The following is a 26547-nucleotide window of genomic DNA, read 5'->3' on the forward strand; positions in this document are numbered from 1 at the left end:
AGTTTAATTAGTTTTTACTCTCCTACTTGTTAAAAATTTCATCCTAATAATTTTAAAATTATTAGGATGGATGTTTTTATTGTATTTATTTTTGTTTTATTATTTAATTTTATAAAAATATAATTATCTTTTTATGCAACTTATAAGATAATATAGGATTTTAATTTTATTATCTAGGAAGATCATGTTTGATAAAATTCATTATTATTATTTTAATGCTAATTATGAAAAATGTTTAAACTTGAGTGAGCAATTTTTAAAAGAAAGTCCAAAATTTGCTTTAGAATTTGCTATGCTTTCTTCTTATAAACTTTCTCTTTTTCAAAAAGCTTTATATTATGCTCAAGAGCTTTTTTCTTTAAATCCTACAAGTTTTAATGGTCTTATACTTGCTAAAAGCTATATTGAAAATTTAAGATTTGATGAAGCCTTGAATTTATTACAAACACTTTTAACTCGCAAAGATGATTTAGAAGATGAACTTAAGTTAGAATTGGCTTTTATTTATAAACTGAGTAATAAACTAGAAGAATCTGAACAAATTTTCAAAGAATTACTTTCTAAAGATATGTATAATCTTAATCTATGGAAAAATTATGCAGAAATTTATTTTAAACATGATTTTACGAAGGCATTAAATGCACATGAGCACTTGTGTCATTTTATGCAAGATTTGATTGATAAACTACAAAAAGGAATCATTGCTGAACAAACCAATCTTAATTTAATTAAACTCGAAGATAGGCTTCACAGTAAAACCAAAGAAAATCTTACTATTTCTAAAATAGAAGATTTTTTAACTCATCAAATTTTACCCCAAAAAGCATACTTGCTTTTTAAGCTTTTTAGAATATCTGATTCTTTAGAACTTTTTCAATCACTACAAGAAGCCAATCAACACCATGCACAGTTTTGGCAAAACTATGCTAAGGTCTTAGAATTTAATTCAAACTATCAAGAAGCTTATTATGCTTATAAAAAATGTCTTAGTTTGGATTCTCATGCAACCTATCAATTTGATTTGGCTTATCTTTTGATGCGTATGGGAGTGGATGATAATTTTGAAGAGGGCAAGAAATATTATGAAAGCAGATTATTTTATGCTCATAATGAAACTTTTTCTACTTATCATTATAATGAAAGCTTAAAAGCTTTTAATAAATTTGGCGTTGATGCTTTTAAAAATAAAGAAGTTTTAGTATTTTGCGAGCAAGGCTTTGGCGATACTATAATGTATGCAAGATGCTTAGAAAAACTTTGCAAAATCGCTTCAAAGGTTTTATTTGCTCCTCAAAGTGCCATGTATGAAATGTTTAAAAATCAAATCAAATTTTTAAATCAAAATGATGATATTTTTAAAAATGTAAAGGTTTTAAAAAATCTACCTACAAATTTTGATTATGCTATTCCTATTTGTTCTTTGCCTTTTTTTATTGATATTAAGCTTGATGAGATTTCACGATTAAAAACACCTATATTGCCACAGAAAAAACCGCATAATCAAAGAAAAAAACTTGGTATTTTTTATGCTACTCCTAATGCTGAAAATTCTGATTTATTAAGAAATGTAAAATTTGAATTTTTATTTGATATATTAAAAGACTTAGATTATGAAATCATTTCTTTTCAAATGCAATTAAAAGAAGAATTGCCTAAGGTAATAGAAGATAGAAGCAAGCTTATAGAAAATTGGAATGATACTCTAAATTATTTATATGATATTGACTGTATGCTTAGTATTGATAGTGCTATAGCGCATTTAAGCTTAGCTATGGATATTCCTACTATAGTTCTTTTACATCCTAGATTTGATTGGCGTTGGGGAAAATTTGAAAATCCTAAAAGTTATTTTTGGCCAAAAGCAAAATGTTTTATCATAAAAGAACAAGAAGAAACAAAAAGGAATTTGCAAAAACTGATTAAAGATATTTTAAACTAAAGCTTAGTTTAAGAGCTTTAGGTGGAAAATTTGGTTTTTGATTTGCAAAAATTAAAAAATTGATTTTTAAACTAATCAAGGTATAATTTTAAAGTTAAAAATAAGGAATAACTATGCTCTATGTTTATATTAAAACTCAAAATGCTTTAGTTCAAAGAATCAACTTTAATCTCGATAGTCAAGAACTACCACAAAATATTTTATGGATTGATTTACTTCATCCAAGTGCAGCAGAAATTGCTTTTATATCAAGTGAATTTAATCTTGAGTTTCCTACAAAAGAAGAAAGAGAAGAAATAGAACTTAGCGCAAAATATTGGGAAGACAATGCGACAATAACCATCAATGCTCATTTTTTAGTAAGAGATCTTAAAAGCGATGAAGAAGATAGGAATTTAATCAAGCTTCGCACAGAAATTGTTACTTTTGCTACAGCTAAAAATATCTTATTTACTATAAGATATAACGAATTTAGTACTTTTGAAGAAATTCAAGCAAGAATTTTAGCTAGTCCGAAGAATTTTGAAGATGGTTTTGATATTATTGATAAAATGTTTGAAGTGCGCGTTGAAAAAGATGCGGATTTACTAGAATGGATAGATAAAGAAGCAAGACGCTTAAGAACAAGTGTTTTAGAAAAAAAAGATGAATATAGTTATGATGAAATGCTAAAGGATATTTCAAGCTTACAAGAGCTTAATATGCGTGTAAGAGATTCTTTATTTGATAAACGTCGTGCTATGACTTCTTTGCTAAAAAGCGATAAAATTGATAAAGATATAAAACAAAATCTTACTATAGTTTTAAAAGACTTAAATTCTTTGGTTGAATTTAGTGTTTCACAACTTAATATCTTAGACAATATTCAAACCATTTTAGCCAGCCAAATCAACATAGAACAAAACAAAATCATTAAAATTTTTACCGTTGCAACTGTTGCCATGATGCCTCCTACTTTAATAGGAACTGTTTATGGTATGAATTTTAAATTCATGCCAGAACTTGAACTTCACTATGCTTATCCCATAGTGCTTGGCGTGATGGTAATTTCTATCATTTTACCTTTGGTTGTTTTCAAGAAAAAAGGATGGTTATAAAAATTTATTAAGGAGGAACAATGGATACGATAAACATAGGAATTTTAACCCTAAGCGATAGAGCAAGTAGTGGCATATACGAAGATAAAGCTACTGCTGAAATTGAAAGAGTGTTAAATTCATATATAAAAAATGATATTATTTATCATAAAGAATTAATCCCTGATGATTATGATTTGATCATTAAAAAATTACTTTATCTAGCAGATGAAAAAAAATGCGATTTGATTGTTACAAGCGGAGGTACAGGTCCAGCGCTTCGTGATGTAACCCCAGAAGCCACGGAAGCCGTGTGTGATAAAATGATGCCAGGTTTTGGAGAGCTTATGCGCTTAGAAAGTTTAAAATATGTCCCAACAGCTATACTTTCAAGACAGAATGCAGGAATTCGCAATAAATCTTTTATTATTAATTTACCAGGAAATCCTAAAGCTATAAAAGAATGTCTAGAGCCTGTTTTTCCAGCTATACCTTATTGTATTGATTTAATAGAAGGTGCTTATATAGAAGCAAATGATGAAGTTATTAAGGTTTTTCGCCCTAAGAAAAAATGTCAAAATTAAAATTTATTAGCTCTGATAAGTCTGCTTAATTGTCTAGCAAGCAGACTTGCCGAAGCTTCATCTTTACTTATCTTTTGCACTTTATTTTTAAACTTACAAAGTCTGTCATCTAAAATCATATCATTGATTGGAATTTTAGGCTTTTCTTTTTGCTTTTGTGAAATCTTTTTCTTAAAAAACATTCTTTAATCCTTTTTTATAAATATACATCAACTTAGTTGAAAAGAATATTATTTTAGATTTTAAGCTATTAACTTTATTTCATTATTTTAAGCTAGAATTCGCAAAAAACCAATCAAGGAAAAATAATGACCTTAATTGCAATTTTATGTCTTTACACAGCACTTTTATCTTGGATTTCCTATACTCAAATTCGTTTCTTAGAAAGAGAAAAAGACAAACAAGCTCAAATTTTAAGCGAAAAAGACTATCAAAATGCAGCAGACATTGCCATCGAAAATGAAAAATTTAAACTATTTTCCAATTTTTATAATTTAATCATCAATGTTGCATGGATAGGTTTTGGATTTTTATATCTTAAAGAATTACTTATCTCAAATAACACTCGTTTTGAAAATACTTTATTTTTATTATCTTTTTTAATAATCACAAGCATTTTAAATCTACCTTTAAGTATTTATGAAAGTTTTATCAAAGATAAAGCCCATGGTTTTTCAAATATGACTGCAAAACTTTTTATCAAAGACACTGTAAAAAGTCTTATTTTAACTTTAATATTTGGATTTTTAATCCTTTATGCTTTGCTTTTTTGCTATGATTTTTTTGGAACTTTTTGGTGGATTGCGGCCTTTATTTTTGCCTTTTGTATTATAGTAATTATAAATCTCATTTACCCTACCTTGATAGCACCTATTTTTAATAAAATGGAAAAACTAAACGATGAAAATTTGCTGAAAAAAATCAGCTCTTTAATGAAACAATGTGGGTTTAATGCAAATGGGGTTTATGTTATTGATGCAAGCAAAAGAGATAAACGTTTAAATGCTTATTTTGGTGGACTTTTTAAAAGCAAAAGAGTGGTTCTTTTTGATACATTATTAAAAGCTTTAAATGAAAGAGAACTTTTAGCTGTTTTAGGACACGAGCTTGGACATTTTGTTCATAAAGATATTATCAAAGCTTTATTTAACGGTGCTATAACTATGTTTTTACTTTTTTTTGTTTTTGCAAATTTACCTGAATTTGTTTACTTAGAAAGTCATCTAGAAGGAGTAAATGGCGGTGTATTTGCTCTTTTATTTATCTTTGCAAATATTTTTAGCTTTTTAATCTCTCCTATACTTAATGCCTTAAGTAGAAAAAATGAATTTGCAGCTGATCAACACGGAGCTAAAGTTACAAGCAAAGAAGATATGAAAAATGCGTTGATAGCTCTAGCAAGAGAAAATAAAGCTTTTATCAAAACAAGTAAAATATATACATTTTTTTATCTCAGTCATCCAAGTATTAGCGATAGAATCAAGGCTCTTTCTTGACTATAAAAAATGCTCTTATAGAAGCTAAATCTAGGTTAAAAGGCTATGAAAATGAAGCAGTATTTATACTCTGTGAATATCTAAAAAAAGATAAAGCTTGGTTATTTTTAAACCAAGATATAGAAATAGATCACAAACCTTATTTTGAGCTTATAAGACGTTTTAAATCTGGAGAACCTTTTGAATATATATTTGAAAAAGTGGATTTTTGGGGCTTAGAATTTAAGATAAAAAAAGGTGTTCTAATCCCTCGTTACGATAGTGAAATTTTACTTTTTCAAATTTTAAATTTATGCAAAAAAAATACTTTTAATAAGATTTTAGAAATAGGATTTGGAAGCGGAATTTTAAGCATTGTTTTAGCCAAAGAACTTGGGTTAAAAATCACAGCCTGTGATATCAATCCTAAAGCCTTAGAATTAGCTTTAGAGAATGCCAAATTACACAAAGTCGATCACTTGATTGACTTTAAACTTTGTAATTTTAAGCAAATTAAAGAAAATTATGATTTTATTTTTTCAAATCCACCTTATATTAAAAATTCATATCCTATAGATATTTGGGTACAAAAAGAACCCAAAGAAGCTTTATTTGGCGGAGAAAAAGGATATGAAATTCTAGAAGAAATCATACATTTTTCCCTCGATAAAAAAGTTAAATTTTTAGCTTGTGAATTTGGCTATGATCAAAAAGAAATTTTGGAAAAAATCTTATATCAAAATAATTTCATTGTTGATTTTTTCAAAGATGAACAAGGTTATAATCGTGCTTTTATAGCTAAATTTACAAATATGCGTTATGATAAAAAATAAAAGGAGAAACTTTTGAAAGCTGTTAATTTATTTTTACTTGCCTCCATCATAGGGGTTGAACTCATACTAGGAATAGTTGTTGCACCAACAATTTTTTTTCCTCAGAATCTTATAGGGGAAGGAGTGTTGAGCCATTTTCAAAGTGGCTTAATGATGACGCAAATTTTTATTAAAATGGGATATTTACTGATTTTTGTTTCAGTGGTTAATTTTTTATATGAAATTTATTCTCTTATAAAAGATGAAATAAAATTTCAAATAAAATTTTCAAAATTTATGCTGAGTTTGCTTATTTTGATTTTAAGCTTAATATTTGTTTTTTATTTTACTAATACCATAATTGAACTCCAAAACTTAGGAGAAAACGCTACAAAAACTCAAGAATTTATCAGTATCCATAATGCAAGTGAAGTGGTGATTAAAATCATCTTGATAATGCAAGTTTTTTTATATTTCTTAAGCTTTAAAATAGCAAAAAAATGATAAAATATAAATAAATCTGAAAGAGAAGGAGTAGGCCATGATGATCTCTGAAGCAACTATGATGCAACAAAATTATTATTTAAATAATGCACAAAAAGCTAGCGATAAAGCTTTAGAAAATATTGCAGCTGTTCGCGCAATAAGTGGAGTTGATAGTGCTAATTTAGCTATTGCTGATTCTTTAAGATCTCAATCAAGTACTATAGATCAAGGTGTCGCAAATGCTTATGATGCTATAGGGGTTTTACAAATTGCAGATGCTAGCCTTACCAATATCTCTCAAAGCGCAGATAGACTTAATGAACTTTCAGTAAAAATGAACAATGCTGCACTTAATGATTCTCAAAAAGGAATGCTAAGAACAGAAGCAACACGCATACAAGAATCCATCAATGATTCTTTTAATAATGCAACTTATAATGGAAAAAATGTCTTTCAAACTATGAATTTTGTAGTAGGTAGCGGAACTGAAACTACAAATTTAAATCCATTGGCAACAGGTGGATTAAGCATAGATAATCAAGATAGTATTACAAATTTTATGGATCAACTTGGAAGTTTAAGAAGTGAAATAGGCTCAGGTATCAATGCCATTACATCAAATATTAATGCAAGTGTTCAAAACAGCATCAACTCAAAAGCAGCTGAAAATAATTTACTAAATAATGACATGGCAAAAAATGTTAATGATTTTAATGCCAATTATCTAAAAGAAAATGCTGCTGCTTTTGTTGCTGCACAATCTAACATGCAGCTTCAAAGCAAAATTGCTAATTTACTACAATAATATAAGCCCTAAAATAGGGCTTATTTCTTTATCAAAATGACTTTAGAACAAATTTTAGAAAAAACCAAAAACATTCGCCTTGTAGCTGCAAGCAAGTATGTCGATGCAAGTATAATTGAAAAGCTTTTTGATCAAGGTATAGTAGAATTTGGAGAAAATCAAGTCCAAGCTCTAGCACAAAAAAAAGAAAATCTTGATGAAAAAAAATTAGACATAAAGTGGCATTTTATAGGAACTCTACAAAGCAACAAAATCAATCTCTTAATCAAACAAAAACCTATATTATGGCACTCTTGCAATGGTATTAAAATAGCTAAAGCTATGGACAAAAGACTTGATTATAAATTAAATACTTTATTAGAAATCAATAGTGCAAATGAAAATAGCAAAAGCGGTCTAGATCCAAATCAAGCTGTAGAAGAATATTTACAAATACAAGAAGAATGCTCTAATCTAAATCTTTGTGGCGTAATGAGCATAGGATCACACAGCCAAGATAAAGAAAGTATTATCAAAAGCTTTGAAACTACATTTAAAATTTATGAAATTCTTCAAAAACATGGAGCTAAAATTTGCTCTATGGGAATGAGTAATGATTTTGAAATTGCTATAAAATGCGGATCCAACTTGGTAAGACTTGGGAGCATTTTATTTAAAAATCTCAAGTAAGAACAATCTTACTTAAGCATATTTATTAGAAATTTCCTCTACTATACTATCAGAGATAATAAAATCTGTATGATAAAGCAAGCAAGATCCCGCGCTAATAACTTTTAAAACAAGTTTTTTATTATTTTTTTCATTAGGATTATGTGCATTTCTAGCAATTTCATGAATTTCATAGATTAATTCTCTATTTAATCTTGTCAAATCTAGCTCTATGATATTTTTTTCAAATTCCTTAGGTTCTGCGGTAAAATGATTTTCTTCTTTATTTTTGAAATCTTTTTTTGCTCCAAATTTTTTTATAGCTTTAATCTCGCCATCTTCAAGACTTTGTAAATCTTTAATTGCTTTTAAAAAAAAGCTAGGCTTCTCCCCTCCCTCAGCTTTAAATCCCAATACAAAACCATAGGCATTATTTTTTAAATTTTCATCTTTGATGATGTTTTCTATTTCTTCTACATTGCTTTCAAATACAGTAGCATCAAACGAAGAATAATAATCCAAAATTTCAATTCTACCATAACGCTTATTATTTTTACTCATCATGGATTTGAAATCTTCAATTTTACCTATACTTAAAATTTCTCCATTGTTTTTTAAACTTTCAAAATCTAAACTTTTAACATAATCTATGGCATTAATTTGTTCATAAAATCGATCTAAAGGATGGCCTGAAACATAAATTCCTAAAATTTCTTTTTCATATCCTAATTTTTCCATCACTTCAAATTCTTCATTTTTGGGAGTAAAATTTACTTGAACACCTGAAGTTAATTCCTCTTCACCAAAAAGAGAACTTGCAGCATTTTTTCTTACTTCAGCCATTTTACGCGATGCTTCGCTAAGATTTTCCATATTATCAAACAAAGCTTTTCTAGTAAAACCAAACTCATCAAAAGCCCCTGCCTTAATAAGACTTTCTAATGTTCTACGGTTTATTTTGGTAGGATCTATCTTACCTAAGAAATCATTAATATCCTTAAATTCTCCATCTTGTCTTGCTTCAAGTAAATTTTCAACTGCAGGAATACCCACACTTTTTATAGCCCCAAGTCCGTATATAATAGCATCCTTGCCATCTTGCTCTAAAGCACTAAATTCACGGATCGCTTTGTTAATCGATGGAGGTAAAAGTTTAATATTCATTTTTTTCATCTCATCAATATAAACAGCAATTTTATCCACATTGTTTTCTTCGCTTGTTAAAAGCGCTGCCATAAATTCACTAGGATAATAAGTTTTTAAATAAGCTGTTTGAAAAGTAATCAACGCATAAGCCGCAGAGTGAGATTTATTAAAACCATATCCTGCAAATTTTACGATAAGCTCCCATAAATCCTCAGCTTTTGCTCTATCATATCCTTGTTTTTCTGCTCCATCTGCAAAATCAGTCTTAAGCTTTTTCATCTTTTCAGGATCTTTTTTACCCATAGCACGACGCACTACATCAGCACCTCCTAAAGAAAAGCCACCTATAATTTGAACAATTTGCATAACCTGTTCTTGATAAACGATAACCCCATAAGTAGGCTCTAAAACCTTTTCTAAACTGTCAAAAGGATATTCTATACTTTTTAAACCATGCTTTCTGTCGATAAAATCATCAAGCATTCCTGATTCCATAGGGCCTGGACGATAAAGCGCAAGAACCGCAATGATATCTTCAAAACGCTCTGGTTTTAAGCGTGCATTTAAGCTTTGCATACCGCCTGATTCGATTTGAAAAATCCCTAAAGTATTTCCACTTTGTATGGTTTTATAAACTTTGCTATCATTTACATCTATAGTTTCCCAAATAATGTCTTTATTATAACGCTTTTTAATAAGCTTGATTGCATTATTGATTACTGTTAAGGTTTTAAGACCTAAAAAGTCAAATTTTATCAAATCCACATCTTCTAAATGATCTTTAGAATACTGCGTTACCAAATGTCTTTCATCATTTTTACTTTGTCTAAAAAGCGGAGTTTTCTTCCATAAACTCTCATTAGAAATTACAACACCTGCTGCGTGCATACCCGCATTGCGATTTAATCCTTCTAAAGCTCTTGCATACTCCCAAACTTCAGGACCTTTAGGATGACGATCGATAAATTCTTTGATTTTAGGTTCTTTTTCATAAGCAGCATCAAGAGTGATTTTAAGCTCTTCAGGCACAAGTTTAGCAAGCTCATCAGCATCTTGAATACTCATATCACAAACTCTAGCCACATCACGAATCACCCCTTTAGCTAAAAGCTTACCAAAGGTAATAACCTGTGCAACCTTATCCGCTCCATATTTATCAATCACATAATCAATCACTTCAGCACGTCTGTCTTGACAAAAATCCACATCAATATCAGGCATGCTCACACGCTCAGGATTTAAAAAACGCTCAAAAAGTAGACTATAAGGAATAGGATCTAAATCCGTAATCCTTAAACAATAAGAAACCAAACTTCCTGCAGCTGATCCTCTTCCAGGACCTACTGGAATGCCTTTATCTTTAGCCACTTTAATAAAATCATGAACAATAAGCATATAACCTGAAAATTTCATATTTTTAATGATATTAATTTCTACCTCAAGTCTTTGTTTGTATTCTTTATGCTTGCTTTCATCGATAAATTTTAATCTCTCTTCAAGTCCCTTTTTACAAAGCTCTTCAAAAACTATGTCATCATTATCAAAGCTAAATTCTTTTGTTTCTTCAGGCAAGGTAATATTATGATCTTTAGCATATTCTCTTGTAAATTTGAAATTCGGTGGAGTGGGATTGCCAAGATTAAGCTCTAAATTACATTTTTGCGCGATTTCTTGTGTATTTTCTATAGCTTCTGGAATATCTGCAAAAAGCTCACTCATTTGCTCAGGGCTTTTAACATAAAATTCATGCACACTATGACGCATTCTATCAGGGTCATTAAGTTTTTTTCCCATAGCTATACACATAAAAACCTCATGGGCAGCCGCTCTTTCTTTAAAAGTATAATGCGTATCATTTGTAGCAATGATTTTTATATTTAATTCTTTAGAAAGTCTGATAATATCATCATCTATCATTCTTTGATCACCTATACCATGACGCATGATTTCAAAATAAAAATCATCTTTAAAAACTTTTTTATACCATAATGCTGCTTCTTTTGCTGCTTCATAGCCTTTTGCACCAAAACGCACATTTCTTTCACTATAAGTATTTAAGTGCCAATTTACTTCACCTTGCAAGCAAGCAGAAGAACAAATAAGACCTTCGCTATATTTTTCTAAAAGCTTTTTATTGATACGCGGATAATAATACAAACCTTTAATATAACTTTGAGAACTTAAATACATTAAATTTTGATATCCGATCTCATTTTTTGCATACAAACAAAGGTGAAAACGCTGACGAGAACTTTTATCATCTAATTCATCGTGATTATGTAAATACGCTTCCATACCAATGATAGGTTTTAAACCTTGTGCTTTCATTGTTTGATAAAAATCAATTGCCCCAAACATATTTCCATGATCTGTCATAGCAACACTTGTAGCACCCTGCTCTTTTAAAGTCAAAGCTAATTCTTTAAGCTTATTAGCTCCATCAAGCAAAGAATATTCTGTATGTAAATGCAAGTGTGTAAATTGACTCATTTTCTTCCTTTAGTTTTTTAAGGCTTATTTTAATTTTGATAAAAATTATAAATTTTTCTCGCTGAATTTGAAAGAAATTGACCCTAAATTTCAACTTAAATTTTACAAAAAAGGCAAAAATTCAGCCAAAATAAACTATAATAAAAATTTAAGATTTTAATCTTAAATAAAATAAACTTTTCAAAGGATGAAATGATGAAAGTAAAAATTGCTTATTGCAATCTTTGAAATTATCGCCCACAAGCTGCAAGGGTTGCAGAAGAACTACAAAGCGATTTCAAAGATGTTGAAGTAGAATTTGAAATTGGCGACAGAGGTGATTTTATCGTTGAAGTAGACGGAAAAGTTATCTTCTCTAAAACACAACTTATTAATTGCGAAAGTGAAAGATTTCCATATCAAAATGAAATTAATCAATTAATAAAAAATAGAGTGTAATCAAACACTCTATCATAATATTTTCTCATATTCCTTGCCAATATATATGTTTTGCTCATACTCGATAATAGGACGCTTAATACAGCTTGGATTTTCTAATACAATTTTCTCAAGTTCTTTTTCATTTAAACTTTTAACTTTTTCTTTGTTTAAACCAAGTTTTTTAGAAGTTAATCCAGCAGTATTGATAAGATCTTCAAAAGATTTTTGTTTTAACCATGTGTATAAAATATCTTGATTAATCTTTTTAATATCCATAAAATCAAATACAACACCTTTTTGTGTTAAAGCATCCATAGCTTTCTTTACAGAATTACAATTTTTAATACCATAAAGTTTCATTTTCTAGCCTTTTTTACTAAATCTGCAATTAAAAAAGCAAGCTCTAATGCTTGATCCGCATTAAGCCTTGGATCGCATTGAGTCTCATAACGATCTTCTAAGCTTTGAGCAGTAACATTGCTTGCACCACCTGTGCATTCTGTTACATCTTTTCCGGTCATTTCAAGATGCACTCCACCTGGATAAATCCCTTCGCTTATTGCAATCTCAAAAAAAGATCCCACTTCTTGCATGATTTTATCAAACTCACGTGTTTTAAAATTACCTGCTTTTACTGTATTTCCATGCATAGGATCTATGCTGTATACTAAATTTAAACCTTCACTTTTAAGTTTGGAGAAAATTTTTGGCAAATTATTGATAATTTTATCTGCACCCATGCGGATAATAATATTTAATCTTCCTTCTTCATTATTTGGATTTAAAACATTTGCTAAAGCTATGATATCATCAGCACTTGCACTAGGTCCTATTTTAACCCCTAAAGGATTTTTTACTCCTCTTAAAAAATGTACATGAGCTTCATCAAGCGCCCTTGTTCTTTCACCTATCCAAAGCATGTGAGCTGAACAATCGTAAATTTCTCCACTTAAACTATCCACTCTAGTTAAAGCTTCTTCATAAGGCAAAAGTAAAGCTTCATGTGAAGTATAAACACTAACTTCTCTTAGACTCGGAGTATTACTTGTATTAATCCCACAAGCTTCCATAAAAGCCAAAGCTTGTGAAATTTTTTCACTGATATCAGTATATTGCTTATGGAGTTCACTCTTTTTTAAAAACCTCAAATTCCAACGATGCACTTCATGCAAATCTGCTAAACCACCCTTAGCAAATCCGCGCAACAAATTTAGCGTTGTTGCACTTTGATAATAAGCTTCAAGCATTCTATGAGGATCAGGAATGCGCGCTTGTTCGCTAAATTCAAAACCATTAATAATATCACCACGATAACTAGGAAGACTTATACCATTTAACTCTTCAAAATCACTACTTCTTGGCTTGGCAAACTGCCCTGCAATACGACCAATTTTTACAACAGGACATCCACCGGCAAATGTAAGCACTATAGCCATTTGAAGTAAAATCTTAAACATGTCACGGATATTTACAGCGCCAAAATTTTCAAAGCTTTCAGCACAATCTCCACCTTGAAGTAAAAAAGCTTCTTTTTTACAAACTCTTGCTAAAGACTTTTGAAGATTTCTCACTTCTCCAGCAAAAACCAAAGGAGGAAGTTTCTCAAGTCTTGCTAAAACTCTATTCATTTCCTCTTGATCTGGATAGATAGGTTGCTGTTTTATGGGATAGTTTTTCCAAGAATTCTTAGTCCACATGGTTTTTTCTTTCGTTTTATTGATCAGCTTCCTCTATAAGTTGAATAACCAAAAGGAGAAAGGGTTATTGGAACATGATAATGTTTTTGATCTTTAGAAAGCTCAAAACTTACCTCTACAAAAGGATAAAAAGTATTTATTTTGTGTGATGTGTAATAGTCTTTTGTAAAAAATTTAAGCTTATAAATTCCAAAAGCCCTATTTTCAGCTTTTTCATATGGTAATAAATCCCCTATTCTACCATTTTCTTCGGTAAATTCTTCACTTACTTTTTTCCACTGTTGATTTGCTTCCAACTTATAAAGCTCAACTTTTACTTTAGGAGCGGGTTGTCCAGAAGTAATATCCAAGACATGAGTGCTTAATTGATATTCAGTAGCACTCAAAAACATTGGCACGCTTGCTAATATTAATAAAGTTTTTTTAATAGAAAACATTTTCTCTCCTTATATAATATTTACAAGGAATATTATATAAGAGCATTATTAATAATTAAAATCAAATAATAAAAATTATAAATTAATTATAATTATTTAATTGTTAGACTTATAATAAAAAATAATTATAAATTATTTTTTAAGCTCTTTAATACGTGCTGCTTTACCGCGTCTATCTCTTAAGTAGAATAATCTTGCACGGCGTACACGACCACGACGCAAAACAATAATACTTTCCAAACTCTCACTATAAATAGGGAAAATTCTCTCAACGCCAACATTATTAGCACCCATTTTACGTACGATAAAAGTTTCGCTTACGCCATTACCTCTTCTAGCAATACAAATACCCTCAAAATTTTGGATTCTTGTTTTATCTCCTTCTTTGATACGAATTGCAAGCTTTAAAGTATCACCAGCACGAAAATCTGGAACATTTTTACCTTCAATTTGTTTTGCTTCAAATTGTTCTATATATTTATTTTTCATAAAAATCCCTTATTTTTTGCGTTCATGCTCTAAAAATAAATCTGGACGAAAAAATTTCGTTTTGCAAGACGCCAAAGTAGTTTTTAAACTTGCAATTCTAGCGTGATTACCCTTTAAAAACTCTGAAGGAGTATAAAATTTTTGATTTTTTTTCTCAAAAATAAAAGGTTTTGAAAAAGCAGGTGCTTCGAGTAAATTATTTTCAAAGCTTTCTTCTTCCAAACTTTCCATATTCCCTAAAACCCCGTTAACATTTCTTAAAATCGCATCACACATTACAAGCGCAGGTAATTCTCCTCCTGTTAAAATAAAATCCCCTATGCTAAAAACTTCATTCGCAAAAATTTCAAGCACTCTTTCATCTATACCTTCATAGCGCCCACATACAAAAACTATGTGTTCTTTTTTACTTAAGCGTTTGGCGTCTTTTTGATTAAAAGTTTTACCACTTGGATTTAAAAAAATAAAATAGGGATTTTCTTTTTTTTCTTGAATACTTTTTAACACCTCATACATAGGTTCAACTTGCATCAAAAGTCCAGCTCCACCACCTATTTTATAATCATCGACTTTATGATAAGAATTTTTAGAAAAATCTCTTGGGTTATAAAAATTAAGTTTGAAAAGTTTTTTTTCTTTTGCTCTTGCAAGTATAGAATCCTGAAAGTAAAATTTCATAAGATTAGGGAATAAAGAAACGAAACTAAATTTCATGAATTTTCTAAAATTAAAAAAGCATCTTGCGTGCAAAAAATCTGTCGTTTTTCTATATCTATATTTTTAACAAATTTATCTAGATACGGAATAAAAAATATTTTAGAATATTTTTTATTCACCCATTTTTCATCACTTTGAATTTCAAATAAATAAGAAGCTCCAATTTCCAAGATATCAACAACTTTACCTAATCTTTTATCTTCTTCAAAAACTTCACACTCTAAAATATCAAAATAAAAAAACTCATCTTTTTTTAATTTACAAGTTTGTCTGCTTTTCTCGATACTCTGAAAAAGAATAAGATTGGTTAATTCTTTAGCTTTTTCTATATCTTCATAATTCTCAAATAAAACAGTAGAATTGCTTGCATTATAATGCTTAATCTTTAATATTTCTTTGGTATTTTTTATAAAAAAGGTAGCATCTTTTTTAAATTGAGAAGAAAAGTCGCTCAGGTTATGCAATTTTACATAACCCTTAAGACCCACAGTTTTACCAAGTTTTGCAACTTGAACAAAATCTTTTTCACTCAAGTGCTTTTACCGTTACCCTATAAGAACTTGCATCCTTGCTCTTATAAGCAGAGATTACGGTTTTTATAGCATTGATCATTTTTCCATTTTTACCTATAAGCTTACCTGTATCAACCTTATGTGCAAAAAGAACAATCTCAAAAAAATTTTCACTTAATTCAATTTTTTGAGTGTTAATCTGTTCAGGATAATCTGCAATTAATTTTGCGTATTCCCTAAGAAAATTCTCTACCATGATTATTTGCTAGTGATAGAAGCAACTTTATCGCTAAGTTTTGCACCAACACTTTTCCAATAAGCTAAACGCTCTGCATCAACTTTAATTACCTCAGGTTCTACCATAGGATTATAATATCCAATACTTTCTATCCAACCACCATCGCGACGTTTTCTACTGTCTGTAACCACAATACGATAAAATGGTCTTTTAGTTCTACCCATTCTTGTAAGTCTAATAACTGTCATTTATACTCCTTAAAAATTAAAAATTTTATTTATAGATACTATAAAAAGTATTTATAAATAAAATTTAAAATTGTCTTCTAGCTTGGCTCATCATTTGTGTCAAATTCTCCATTCCTTTTTTGCCTGAAAATCTTTTTGCAAGTTTTGCTGCATTACTAAATTGTTTTAAAAAACGATTGACTTCTACCTGAGAAAGACCTGCTCCCTCTGCTATACGACGTTTTCTAGCATTATTTAACAAATCAGGATTTTCTCTTTCTTTTGGAGTCATTGAAGAAATCATTGCCTTAATATGTATAATCTCTTTAGAATTATCCAAATCTATATCTTTTACCGCATTTGCCATTCCGCCAAGCCCTGGTATCATACCGATTAAAGACTTCATACTTCCTAATTTTTTAATACTTTCCATTTGGTTAAGAAAATCATTAAAATTAAATTCACCTTTTTTGATTTTTTGATTGAGTTTTTTAGCTTCTTTTTCATCAATCACTGCAGCAGTTTTTTCAGCTAAAGTAGCCAAATCACCCTCGCCCATGATACGACTTACTATGCGATCTGGTATAAAAACTTCTAAATCTGCTACTTTTTCACCTACACCAATAAATCTTAAAGGAATACCGATTTGTTTTGCTATACCTAAGGCTACTCCACCTTTAGTATCTGCATCAAATTTTGATAAAATTACCCCGCTGATACCTAAAACTTCATTAAAACTAGCCGCAGTCTTAACCCCATCTTGACCACTCATTGCATCAGCAACATAGAAAATCTCATCAGGATTTAAAACATCCTTAACTGCTTTTAATTCATTCATCAAAGTCTCATCTATAGCCAAACGCCCAGCAGTATCCACAAGCAAAACATCCACCATAGAACTTTCAGCCTTTTTTAAAGCCTCTTTAGCAACCCTAATAGGATCTTTTTCATTTTCTATGAAGAAAAGTTCAATTTCATTAGCTTCACAAAGTTGTCTTAGCTGCTCCACTGCCGCTAAACGCTGTAAATCACAAGCTGCAACTAAAACTTTTTTATTGCGTAATTTTAAATAATTTGCAAGTTTGATAGTGCTTGTAGTCTTACCGCCCCCTTGCAAACCTGCCATTAGAACTACTGTTGGGGGTTTAGAAGCAAAAACAAAACCTTGATTTTTGCCATTGACACTTAAAATATTTTCTAAATTTACTTTAATGGCATTTAAAAATTGTTTTTGACCTATTCCGTTTTGCTTTACATCTTCTTCTATCGAAGTCAAAAGCTCTTTAGTTACCTTATGGTGAACATCTGCTTTTAAAAGAGCTTTTTTTAAGGTTTCTAAAGCGTTCTTAAGTGCTTTTTCATCATCAACAAAACGTAATTTATTAATCGCTGATTTAAAAGATTCGCTAACTAACTCAAACACTTTATCACCTTTCTATAAAATTTTTAAATTAAACCTTGCATTATACAAAATTTTTTCTTAAATGGCTTTAAAAATCTAAATTTTTTATCTCAAAGCCAACTTTTGCAAAACTATTATCTAGCTCAGCCTTAAAATAATAATCAAAAATTTTAATTTCATAACTATGTAAATACATTCTATCGCTTGAAATTTTAGCATATTTTTCATCACCTACAACGCCATGTTTTATAAATTTAGCATGCACTCTGATTTGATGAGTTCTACCTGTTTGAATGACTATTTTTGCTAAGGTTTTTTTTGACTGCAACATAATAGGAGTAATGATACTTAAGGCACTTAAACCATCTTTTGAAACTTTACTTAATGCTCCACATTTTGCTTTTATGGTAAAAATAGGCTCATTCACTTCAACCTCTTCAGCCAAAACCCCATCTAAAACCGCAATATAACTTTTATAAACTCTGTGTTTTTTAAATTCTTCTATACAAAGCTTTCTAAAATCTTCATCTTTGCAAAGCAAAATCACACCGCTTGTTTCTTTGTCTAAACGATTTAAAAGCTTGGCATTAAATTTTTTCTCCAAGTCTTCACTCACATAAGCGTAAGGTTTATTAATAGCAATAATCTTATCATCTTCAAAAATAATTTGAGGATTTTTGGTTTTTATCACATTAAATCTTGCCTTATTGTTCATCAAAGCTCTAGCAACCACAACTTTTTTTCCATGTGAAAAAACACAACCCTTATCAATCAAATCTTTAGCTTCACGATTTGAAATTTTTTCTTGCAAAGCTAAGAGTTTATAAGCTTTTTCTTGCATCAATTCCCTTTTGTATAGTTTGCATGATAAGATCTAAATTTTCTTTTTTGGAAATTTTAGCTTTTAAATTTAAATAATGGATTTTATCATTTAAATCTTTTAAATTTTCACAAAAATATACATTTTCCACTTCTTCAAACAAAGCCTTTTGATTGTGAATAAATTTCCCGCTGATTAATACATTGTCAAAATATGCCACTTCTATAGGATTGTGTCCTCCTATGCCTTCTATGAAAGAACCTCCAAGTACAACAACATCAGAAATTGCATAAAAATTTACAAGCTCCCCTAAAGTATCTAAAAGTAAAATTTTTTTAGAAAATTTCTTATTTTCATCTTTTAAAGAGCTAAATTTTTCAAATTCTAAACCTTTGTTTAAAAGTAAATTTTCAACTTCTTTAAAACGCTCAGGGTGTCGTGGGGCGATAATGAGTTTTTCATTTTCTTCTAGTTTAAAATGATCAAGTAAAAGCTCTTCTTCATCTTTATGAGTACTAGCAAAAATGATAAGTTTTTCCTTAGGTTTGGTATAAATTTTATTATTTTTAATTTCTAAATTTGCCTTAATATTTTTAAAAATTTTAACATTTTTAGCTCCCAAACTTTCAAGTCTTACTTTATCTAATTCACTTTGAGCAAAAACTTCATCAATATAAGAAAAAATTTTTTTATAAAAAAAAGAAAATTTTTGATAAGAATGATAAGATTTATCAGATATTCTCGCATTAAGCAAAATAATCTTAGCCTTATAAATACGTGCCATAAAAACAAGCATAAGCCAATATTCTGCTTCAAAAATTACCAAAACCTTACAAGGATTAAACCAAAAAGGCAAAAAATTTTCAAAAGCAAGATAATTTACCTTTTTACAAAATTCTTTTGCACATTCAAAACCTGTTTGAGTAATAGTAGTTATTCTTGAATCAAATTTCAAAACCAAAGCTTTAATACTTCTTACCTCCCCGTAAGAACAAGCATGAAAATGTACATCAGCTTTTTCTTGATGTAAATTTTTATAAAGAAAAAATCGAGATTTTAAACTAATTTTGTATTTGGATTTTAAAAAAGAAAGCAAAAGAATAAAGACGGCACAAAATAAAAATGCCGTCCAAGTTAAAAAATAATAAAAAAAGATCAATTTTGTTCTTCTTGCTCTTTATAAAGAATTCTTCCGCAATGAGGACAAGTTACAATCTCTTCACCTTTTACAACGGACAGATAAGTCTTATCGTAAATTTTCATAAAACATCCATAGCATGCTTGTTTTTTAACAGGAACTACAGCAGTATTCTTCGCCCATTTGCGAATTTTCTCATAAAAACTTAAAACTTTTTGATTCATCTCACTCACAAGTTTAGTTTTTTTATCATAAACACTCATTCTATCTTTTTCAAGAACTTCCATTTCAGATTTAATACTTACTCTAATCTCGTTAATATTTTGCTCTTGTTTGATTTTTTCTTCTTCGAGTTCTTTTTTATAAGTTTCTTTATTCTCTAAAATTTTATCTAGTCTTACAATCTCATCATTTGCAGCGTCTAATTGCTCTTTTGCGATATCTTCTTCAATTTTTAAAGCATTAGCTTCTTTTTCTGTTTTTACCGCACCACTTTTTTTAGAAAGATCTTTAATTTTTGCTGAAAACTCGGAAATATGAGCATTATTTTGTACTTTTTGATTTTCTATATCTTTGATTTCTTCATCAATTTTTTCTAAATCTGTGTTGATTTTTCCTATTTTTAACTCAGCATCTTTTAAAGTCTTATTAATACTGTCTATTTTTGGTTCATAACTATCAATCTCTTGATCTATTTTTGATAAAAGCACTAATTGTTCAAGATATTTATTCATTTATTTTCCTTAAAAATATTGAAATGGATTTTTTGAAACTGTTATTATAACTTGTAGCGGCAAATTTTTCAAGTCTTTTGCTAAACATTGAGAAAAATATCTCTCACTTTCAAAATGACCCAAATCAATAAGACTGATTTGATTACTAAGCGCCTCTAAAGCTTGATGATATTTAAAATCTCCACTTAAAAAACAATCCGCATCTACTTTAGAAATTAAATCTCCACCACTTCCAGTACATATAGCAATACGCTTAATGTCTTTTTTACCACAATCGCTTACACGTAAAATTTGTAAATTTAACCTTTTTTTCACCCGGTCACACAAAGCTTCAAAAGACATAAAATTTTCTACATAAATCAAAAATTCGTCTTTAAAAGAAATTTTAAAACCTAAAATTTCTTTCGTAAAATAAGTATTTAAATGACTTAAATCATAATTTGTATGCATACTGATTAAAGAAATATTTTTACAAATCATTTCTTTAACAAAAGCCCTAGGATAAGTTTTGTCATATAAATCTTTTAAACCTTTAAATATCAAAGGATGGTGTGTGATAATTAAAGAATTTTCACTCGCTTTTTTAATGATATTTTCATCAATATCTAAGCTTAAATAAACAGTTGAAATTTCGCTATCCTTATCTCCAAGCAAAATTCCACTATTATCCCATGATTCTTGAGTATTAAAAGGACTTAATTGATCTAAAAAATTATAAATTTCACTCAGTTTCATTTAAATTTTTCTTATAAATTTCAGCACAATTTTTTGAAAGCTCACGAATTTTTAACATATAATCTTGTCTTTGTGCTACAGAAATTGCTCCTCTTGCATCTAAAAGATTAAAAGTATGTGCAGCAAGCATACAATAATCATAAGCAGGTAAAGCTAGTCCTTGTTCTAAAATATTTTTACATTCTTTGTAAGAATTTTCAAACTGCTCATTCAAGATTTTAACATCACTTACTTCAAAATTGTATTTACTAAATTCATATTCACTTTGCTTATGCACATCTGCGTATTTAATTTTTTCTCCATTAAATTCACTCCAAACTATATCATAAACATTATCAACATTTTGAAGATACATGGCTATTCTTTCAAGACCATAGGTAATTTCAGCACTTACTAAATCTACTGCTATACCGCCAACTTGCTGAAAATAAGTAAATTGAGTAACTTCCATACCATCAAGCCATACTTCCCAGCCTAAACCCCAAGCACCTAAACTTGGACTCTCCCAATTATCTTCAACAAAACGAATATCATGACTTTTTAAATCAAAACCCAAATTTTCAAGACTTTTAAGATATAATTCTTGGATATTATCAGGACTAGGTTTAATCAAAACTTGAAATTGATAATAAGCACCTAAGCGATTAGGATTTTCACCATAACGTCCATCAGTAGGCCTTCTACTTGGAGCTACATAAGCAGCTGCCCAAGGTTTTTTTCCTAAACTTCTTAAAAAAGTTGCTGGATGAAAGGTTCCTGCACCTGCTGGCATATCATAAGGTTGCATAATCGCACAACCTTGCTCTTGCCAATAATTTTGTAAATTAAGTATCATTTGTGAAAAAGTCATTGTATCTCTCTTTATCGTTCCATATTTTCAATAGGTTTTTCTAAATTTTTATTCATTTCCAAATCAGGCTCTGTCTTAGCTCCAAAAATTTCTGCGGTTTTACTCCACATTAATTTATATTTACGCTTGAGAAATTCTATCTCTTCACGCGCATGTTTTAGCTCATTGTTTAAGGTTTCTATAGTTTTTCTATCTTCATCATAAAGTTCTTGCATAGAATAAAGAGCATCTTTTAAAAATTTATTCTCATTTTTTAATGCTTCAAGTGTTTCATCTTTAGCATCTAAAACTTTTTCATGTAAATTTAAAATAGTTCCTATTGTTTTTTCAACAAAACTTTCCCCTGCTAAAGTCATTGAATTTACCATTGCAGGTTGAGATTTTGCAGCACTAGGCACCACACTAAAAGTACCTTGATGAGCTTCGATGTAAATTTTACCCTCTTCTTCTTTAAAATTTAAAGCCCCATTAGCCATCATACCCTTAACCACATCTTCATTTAAATGCACAAGTTTACAAAATTCTTCAAGTTCAAGATAGGTTTGCATTTTTATCCCTTATAATAAAACTTCTACTTCTTTTGAATCAGATACAAGTTTTTTTTCTTTTTCAAGACGATCTTCTTTAAGCTTTTGTGCTAAATCAACATCATAAATAGCTAAAATTTGCATAGCCAAATAAGCAGCATTGATTGCTCCAGCCTTACCAATAGCTAAAGTTCCTACAGGAATTCCACTAGGCATTTGCACCGTAGAAAATAAAGAATCCATACTTGCAAGATTGCTTCCTGACATAGGCACTCCCAAAACAGGTTTTGTTGTATAAGCTGCAACAGCTCCAGCTAAATGCGCTGCCATTCCAGCTGCTGCTATAAAAACTTTCGCACCTTTTTCTTCAGCATTTGCAATATACTCTTTTGTTCTTTTTGGACTACGATGAGCTGATGAGATAATAAGTTCATACTTTACCCCAAAACTTTCTAAAGTTTTAGCAGCCTCTTTCATAGTCTCATAATCACTCTTGCTTCCCATTAAAATAGAAACAAAATTCATCTATATTTCCTTTCTTAAAAAACTTAATGCACTGATTTTACTTGGTAATTGAATTTCATGTTCATTGCCGCTATGAATTTCACTAAATTCTTTATTGTTTTTAGCAATGAGTTTTTTAAACTCTATAAAATATTTATCCTCTTTTTGATAAATTTTACCTAGTTCATTATCGCAAGTTTGAATCACATCGCCTAAAGGAGCTAAAATTTCATAAGGCGTGTTTAAAACGATTTTCCCTTTACATTTAAAAAAGCTTCCATCTTCGCTTATAGCATGCACTTGATAAGAACCTTCTTCTATGCTTGTATTATGATTTTGTGTGTCGGTTTTTTCTAAAGGACGCGAAACAAGATAGCCATCTGTAAAACCACGATTCTTAAGCGTAGCAATCTCTTTTTCATACTTGTTTGACTCAAACTTACCCTCTAAAACATCCTGTATAGCCATTTTATAAGTTCTTGTTGTAAGCGCAACATAATATTCGCTTTTGGTGCGTCCTTCTATCTTAAAAGCACTGATACAATTTTCTTGCATGATTTTTTCTATATAAGAACAAAGATTTAAATCTTTGGAATTAAAAACATGAGTACCATTTTCATCTTCTTCTAAACGAAATAAAGTACCATTTTCTGGATTTTTAGCATAAAGCTCATAATTAAATCTGCAATCATTTGCACAAGATCCACGATTACTCATTCTTCCACTTTGCACAGAGCTTATTAAACAACGCCCAGAATAAGCAAAACACATAGAACCATGCACAAAGGCTTCAAGTTCAATATCGCAATTTTCTTTTAAAGCTTTAGCATCTTTAAGCCCTAATTCTCTCGCAATTACAACCCTTTTAGCGCCCATATCCTTATAAACTTGAGCATCTAAATAATTTAAAATATTCGCCTGAGTAGAAACATGTAAAGAAATTTCAGGTGCAAGCTCTTTAACAAGACGCATAGTTCCAACAGAAGCTACAATAAAAGCATCGGGTTTCATCTCACGTAATTTTAATATATGTCTTTTTAAGCCTTCAATTTGAGAGCTTAAATGAAAACCATTTAAAGTAACATAAATTTTCTTACCACGCTCATGAGTATATTTGATAGCTTCTTCAAAACTTTCATAATTAAATTCTCTTGCAGTGCGCGATCTTAAAGAAAAATTATTCACACCCGCATAAACCGCATCTGCGCCATAAGCTAAAGCAATTTTTAATTTTGTGAAATTTCCTGCAGGAGCTACTATTTCAGGAATGATCATTTTTGCCCTAAACTTGCAATTAAAGCTTCTATATCATCATTACTTACAACATCAGCAGTACTATCACCTTCAATATGCACTGCAGAACTTACACGTTTTTTATCATCAATTTTACCTTCAAATAAAGAACTCATATAACGGCTTAAAGCACGCATTACATTAATAACACGTTCGATTTTTTGACGATGTATATCTTGATACTGCATTGCATCCATTGCCATCATCACTTCATCTTGTCCGCTTTGAAGATTTCCGACAATCTCCTTAGAACTTTTTTTAGCTTGATTGTTTAATTCTAAAGCTTCACTGAAACTTTCCACATTAGGAAATTTTTCATTAAGTTTAGAAAAAATATCAATATTTTTTTCTATTGCTTTATTTATTTCTTTGAGTAAACTTTCAGAATCCGCAAAAAAATTATTAATACTTTCAAGCTTATCCATCATTTCCGTTGCTTTAAGCTCGCTATCTTTTGTAACATCATCTAACTGATGTACAACTTTATGCTCCTGATTTGGTGGGGGTGGTGGCCATACTACACTAGGATTAGGTTTGTAATCAGCTATTTTGACATCTTCTAACATCAAAGCATCTTCTTCGGTATTCGATTCTTCGGTTTTTATCTCTGCTTCTGTCTCTGAATCAAGATCAACATCACCATTCATCAAAGCATCAAGCTCTTCTTGAGTCATTTTTTTCCCTTTTTTAAATCTAGATTTTCAATAATTGCTCAAAATTATAATCAATTTTATCTAAAACAAAAATATAAATTTTTATTTTTTAATCTTTTTAAATTAAATTTTTAAATTTATTAAAAAAAATATATTAATTAAATCTTAATTAAAAATTTTATGATATAATTTTATAAATTTAATTACGTAAAGGAGTAAAAATATGGGAAAATTTGTTAATAATATAGATGATTTTTTCAAATTTTGCAAACAAAATGAAGTGCTTTTTGTTGATTTTCGTTTTACAGATATGATAGGAACTTGGCATCATATTACCTATAATCTTCATGCAATCAATGAAGAAACATTTCAAACTGGCATTCCATTTGATGGAAGCTCAATCCATGGATGGCAGCCTATAGAAAAATCAGATATGATTTTAAAACCTGATGCTCAAAGTGCTTTTTTAGATCCTTTTACAGCTGATCCTACTATCATAGTATTTTGTGATGTGTATGATATTTACAAAGGACAAATGTATGAAAAATGTCCAAGAAGCATAGCAAAAAAAGCAATGGAACACCTTAAAAATAGTGGCATAGCTGATACTGCTTACTTTGGACCAGAAAATGAATTCTTTGTTTTTGATAGTGTAAAAATAGTTGATACTACTCATTGTTCTAAGTATGAAGTTGATACCGAAGAAGGAGAGTGGAATGACGATAGAGAATTTACCGATAGCTACAATACTGGACACAGGCCAAGAAACAAAGGTGGATATTTTCCAGTTCAGCCAATTGATTCTTTAGTAGATATTCGTTCTGAAATGGTTCAAACCCTTGAAAAAGTAGGTCTTAAAACTTTTGTTCATCATCATGAAGTTGCACAAGGACAAGCTGAAATAGGAGTAAATTTTGGCACGCTTGTAGAAGCAGCTGACAATGTTCAAATTTATAAATATGTTGTAAAAATGGTAGCTCATTTAAATGGCAAAACTGCCACTTTTATGCCAAAACCTTTATACGGAGATAATGGCAATGGTATGCATGTTCATATGAGCTTATGGAAAGATGGAGTAAATTTATTTTACGATAAAGATGGATACAGTGGACTTAGTCAAACTGCTATAAATTATATAGGTGGAATTTTAAAAAATGCTAGAAGTGTTGCAGCTTTTACAAATCCAAGTTCCAACTCTTACAAAAGAATAGTTCCTGGCTTTGAAGCTCCTTGTATTTTAACTTATTCTTGTCAAAACAGATCAGCAAGTTGTCGCGTTCCTTATGGCATAGGTAAAAATTCAGCTCGTATAGAAATTCGCTTCCCTGATAGCACTGCTAATCCTTATTTAGCTTTTGTTAGTCTTTTAATGGCAGGTCTTGATGGAATCAAAAATAAAACCATTCCTGTGGGTCCTATGGATGAAAATTTATTTGATCTTACTTTGGATGAAATACGTGAAAAAGGGATAGAGCAATTACCACATACTCTAAGAGGAAGTTTAGAAGCTTTAATCCGACATAATTCTTATTTAAAACCTGTAATGAGTGATATTTTTATCGATGACTATCAGCATTTAAAATTTGAAACACAAGTTTGGCCAGTAGAAGCTCGTCCAACTGCTTATGAATTTAAAACTTGCTACTCTTGCTAAAAATTTAATGGCGTTTAACACGCCATTAAACTAAAAAAG

At 29.8% G+C, this 26547-nt stretch carries 30 protein-coding genes; 10 read left to right on the top strand and 20 right to left on the bottom strand.

Translation table 11 applies throughout. From position 1 onward, the window contains the following. The first annotated feature begins 184 nt into the window (after nt 1–184). From AJN69_RS03285 to mog, 3 genes are all read left to right on the top strand, one after another. Nucleotides 185–1939 (top strand): hypothetical protein, encoded by a 1755-nt coding sequence (locus AJN69_RS03285; protein WP_070290204.1) that lies wholly within the window; start codon nt 185–187, stop codon nt 1937–1939. Nucleotides 1940–2052: 113 nt separating this feature from the next. Next, entirely contained in the window at nt 2053–3036 is a 984-nt protein-coding gene (corA, locus tag AJN69_RS03290; protein ID WP_002861405.1) for a magnesium/cobalt transporter CorA, read from the top strand. Nucleotides 3037–3056: 20 nt separating this feature from the next. Beyond that, entirely contained in the window at nt 3057–3599 is a 543-nt protein-coding gene (mog, locus tag AJN69_RS03295; protein WP_002861404.1) for a molybdopterin adenylyltransferase, read from the top strand. Here the strand turns inward: mog and AJN69_RS03300 are convergent. Then, nucleotides 3596–3781, bottom strand: a complete 186-nt coding sequence (locus tag AJN69_RS03300) for a hypothetical protein (RefSeq protein WP_002861403.1) — start codon at nt 3779–3781, stop codon at nt 3596–3598. The two genes, mog and AJN69_RS03300, sit on opposite strands and share 4 nt — an antisense overlap. Nucleotides 3782–3907: 126 nt before the next feature. Here AJN69_RS03300 and AJN69_RS03305 point away from each other — a divergent pair, with 126 nt between their 5' ends. From AJN69_RS03305 to AJN69_RS03325, 5 genes are read left to right on the top strand one after another with little or no spacing between them, the layout of a single operon-like run. Then, nucleotides 3908–5095, top strand: coding sequence for a M48 family metallopeptidase (locus AJN69_RS03305; protein ID WP_070210737.1), 1188 nt, complete (start codon nt 3908–3910; stop codon nt 5093–5095). Then, nucleotides 5092–5907: a HemK/PrmC family methyltransferase gene (locus tag AJN69_RS03310; RefSeq protein ID WP_052949698.1), complete on the top strand. Its 816-nt coding sequence runs from the start codon at nt 5092–5094 to the stop codon at nt 5905–5907. The genes AJN69_RS03305 and AJN69_RS03310 overlap by 4 nt, the downstream gene beginning before the upstream one ends. 12 nt (nt 5908–5919) lie before the next feature. Next, the gene (locus tag AJN69_RS03315) at nt 5920–6390 is read left to right on the top strand and encodes a DUF4149 domain-containing protein (protein WP_002871299.1); all 471 of its coding nucleotides are present in this window, start codon (nt 5920–5922) and stop codon (nt 6388–6390) included. Nucleotides 6391–6427: 37 nt separating this feature from the next. After that, the gene (gene flaC / locus AJN69_RS03320) at nt 6428–7177 is read left to right on the top strand and encodes a flagellin C (protein ID WP_070287780.1); all 750 of its coding nucleotides are present in this window, start codon (nt 6428–6430) and stop codon (nt 7175–7177) included. 36 nt (nt 7178–7213) lie between these two features. Continuing rightward, nucleotides 7214–7846, top strand: a complete 633-nt coding sequence (locus AJN69_RS03325; protein WP_070287779.1) for a YggS family pyridoxal phosphate-dependent enzyme — start codon at nt 7214–7216, stop codon at nt 7844–7846. Nucleotides 7847–7858: 12 nt separating this feature from the next. On the opposite strand, the gene dnaE is transcribed toward AJN69_RS03325, so the two are convergent. Further along, nucleotides 7859–11461: a DNA polymerase III subunit alpha gene (gene dnaE, locus AJN69_RS03330; protein WP_070282766.1), complete on the bottom strand. Its 3603-nt coding sequence runs from the start codon at nt 11459–11461 to the stop codon at nt 7859–7861. 195 nt (nt 11462–11656) lie between these two features. Between dnaE and AJN69_RS09640 the strand changes: the two genes are divergently transcribed. After that, complete coding sequence (locus tag AJN69_RS09640; protein ID WP_257841545.1) at nt 11657–11899, top strand: SelT/SelW/SelH family (seleno)protein; 243 nt, start codon at nt 11657–11659, stop codon at nt 11897–11899. A gap of 12 nt (nt 11900–11911) precedes the next feature. Here AJN69_RS09640 and AJN69_RS03335 read toward each other — a convergent pair whose 3' ends face one another. From AJN69_RS03335 to AJN69_RS03420, 18 genes are all read right to left on the bottom strand, one after another. Next, complete coding sequence (locus AJN69_RS03335) at nt 11912–12241, bottom strand: ArsC/Spx/MgsR family protein (RefSeq protein ID WP_002861397.1); 330 nt, start codon at nt 12239–12241, stop codon at nt 11912–11914. Beyond that, a complete protein-coding gene (locus AJN69_RS03340) occupies nt 12238–13578 on the bottom strand; it encodes a class II 3-deoxy-7-phosphoheptulonate synthase (RefSeq protein ID WP_002861396.1) in 1341 nt (446 codons plus the stop codon). The genes AJN69_RS03335 and AJN69_RS03340 overlap by 4 nt, the downstream gene beginning before the upstream one ends. A 23-nt stretch (nt 13579–13601) precedes the next feature. Further along, complete coding sequence (gene uraH / locus AJN69_RS03345) at nt 13602–14015, bottom strand: hydroxyisourate hydrolase (protein ID WP_002852246.1); 414 nt, start codon at nt 14013–14015, stop codon at nt 13602–13604. Nucleotides 14016–14147: 132 nt separating this feature from the next. Then, a complete protein-coding gene (gene rplS / locus AJN69_RS03350) occupies nt 14148–14504 on the bottom strand; it encodes a 50S ribosomal protein L19 (protein ID WP_002861395.1) in 357 nt (118 codons plus the stop codon). A gap of 9 nt (nt 14505–14513) precedes the next feature. Beyond that, complete coding sequence (gene trmD / locus AJN69_RS03355) at nt 14514–15218, bottom strand: tRNA (guanosine(37)-N1)-methyltransferase TrmD (RefSeq protein WP_004305579.1); 705 nt, start codon at nt 15216–15218, stop codon at nt 14514–14516. Further along, entirely contained in the window at nt 15215–15754 is a 540-nt protein-coding gene (gene rimM, locus AJN69_RS03360) for a ribosome maturation factor RimM (RefSeq protein ID WP_004305577.1), read from the bottom strand. Before rimM ends, trmD begins: the two co-directional genes overlap by 4 nt. Next, nucleotides 15747–15989, bottom strand: a complete 243-nt coding sequence (locus AJN69_RS03365; protein WP_002861392.1) for a KH domain-containing protein — start codon at nt 15987–15989, stop codon at nt 15747–15749. The genes rimM and AJN69_RS03365 overlap by 8 nt, the downstream gene beginning before the upstream one ends. Before the next feature lie 2 nt (nt 15990–15991). Beyond that, nucleotides 15992–16219 (bottom strand): 30S ribosomal protein S16, encoded by a 228-nt coding sequence (rpsP, locus tag AJN69_RS03370; RefSeq protein ID WP_002852274.1) that lies wholly within the window; start codon nt 16217–16219, stop codon nt 15992–15994. Nucleotides 16220–16283: 64 nt separating this feature from the next. Beyond that, a complete protein-coding gene (gene ffh / locus AJN69_RS03375; RefSeq protein WP_002861391.1) occupies nt 16284–17621 on the bottom strand; it encodes a signal recognition particle protein in 1338 nt (445 codons plus the stop codon). 67 nt (nt 17622–17688) lie between these two features. Further along, nucleotides 17689–18441, bottom strand: coding sequence for an RluA family pseudouridine synthase (locus AJN69_RS03380; protein WP_004305576.1), 753 nt, complete (start codon nt 18439–18441; stop codon nt 17689–17691). Next, nucleotides 18422–19579, bottom strand: a complete 1158-nt coding sequence (gene waaA, locus AJN69_RS03385) for a lipid IV(A) 3-deoxy-D-manno-octulosonic acid transferase (RefSeq protein WP_004305574.1) — start codon at nt 19577–19579, stop codon at nt 18422–18424. The genes AJN69_RS03380 and waaA overlap by 20 nt, the downstream gene beginning before the upstream one ends. Further along, nucleotides 19576–20292, bottom strand: a complete 717-nt coding sequence (locus AJN69_RS03390) for a zinc ribbon domain-containing protein (RefSeq protein WP_002861388.1) — start codon at nt 20290–20292, stop codon at nt 19576–19578. Before AJN69_RS03390 ends, waaA begins: the two co-directional genes overlap by 4 nt. 9 nt (nt 20293–20301) lie before the next feature. Next, on the bottom strand, nt 20302–21027 hold the full coding sequence (locus AJN69_RS03395; protein WP_002861387.1) for a Nif3-like dinuclear metal center hexameric protein: 726 nt from the start codon (nt 21025–21027) through the stop codon (nt 20302–20304). Next, the gene (gene glyQ / locus AJN69_RS03400; protein ID WP_002861386.1) at nt 21014–21877 is read right to left on the bottom strand and encodes a glycine--tRNA ligase subunit alpha; all 864 of its coding nucleotides are present in this window, start codon (nt 21875–21877) and stop codon (nt 21014–21016) included. Before glyQ ends, AJN69_RS03395 begins: the two co-directional genes overlap by 14 nt. 11 nt (nt 21878–21888) lie before the next feature. Beyond that, nucleotides 21889–22425, bottom strand: a complete 537-nt coding sequence (locus AJN69_RS03405) for a DUF3972 domain-containing protein (RefSeq protein WP_004305571.1) — start codon at nt 22423–22425, stop codon at nt 21889–21891. 9 nt (nt 22426–22434) lie between these two features. After that, entirely contained in the window at nt 22435–22929 is a 495-nt protein-coding gene (purE, locus tag AJN69_RS03410) for a 5-(carboxyamino)imidazole ribonucleotide mutase (RefSeq protein ID WP_002861384.1), read from the bottom strand. Continuing rightward, the gene (locus AJN69_RS03415) at nt 22930–24183 is read right to left on the bottom strand and encodes a peptidase U32 family protein (protein WP_002861383.1); all 1254 of its coding nucleotides are present in this window, start codon (nt 24181–24183) and stop codon (nt 22930–22932) included. It abuts the gene before it with no gap. Continuing rightward, nucleotides 24180–24875: a chemotaxis protein gene (locus AJN69_RS03420; RefSeq protein ID WP_002861382.1), complete on the bottom strand. Its 696-nt coding sequence runs from the start codon at nt 24873–24875 to the stop codon at nt 24180–24182. The genes AJN69_RS03415 and AJN69_RS03420 overlap by 4 nt, the downstream gene beginning before the upstream one ends. Nucleotides 24876–25077: 202 nt before the next feature. Between AJN69_RS03420 and glnA the strand changes: the two genes are divergently transcribed. Continuing rightward, nucleotides 25078–26508 (top strand): type I glutamate--ammonia ligase, encoded by a 1431-nt coding sequence (glnA, locus tag AJN69_RS03425; protein ID WP_002854995.1) that lies wholly within the window; start codon nt 25078–25080, stop codon nt 26506–26508. Nucleotides 26509–26547 lie beyond the last annotated feature (39 nt).

The sequence above is a fragment of the Campylobacter sp. BCW_4338 genome, from assembly GCF_001763255.1.
Lineage (GTDB): Bacteria > Campylobacterota > Campylobacteria > Campylobacterales > Campylobacteraceae > Campylobacter_D > Campylobacter_D jejuni.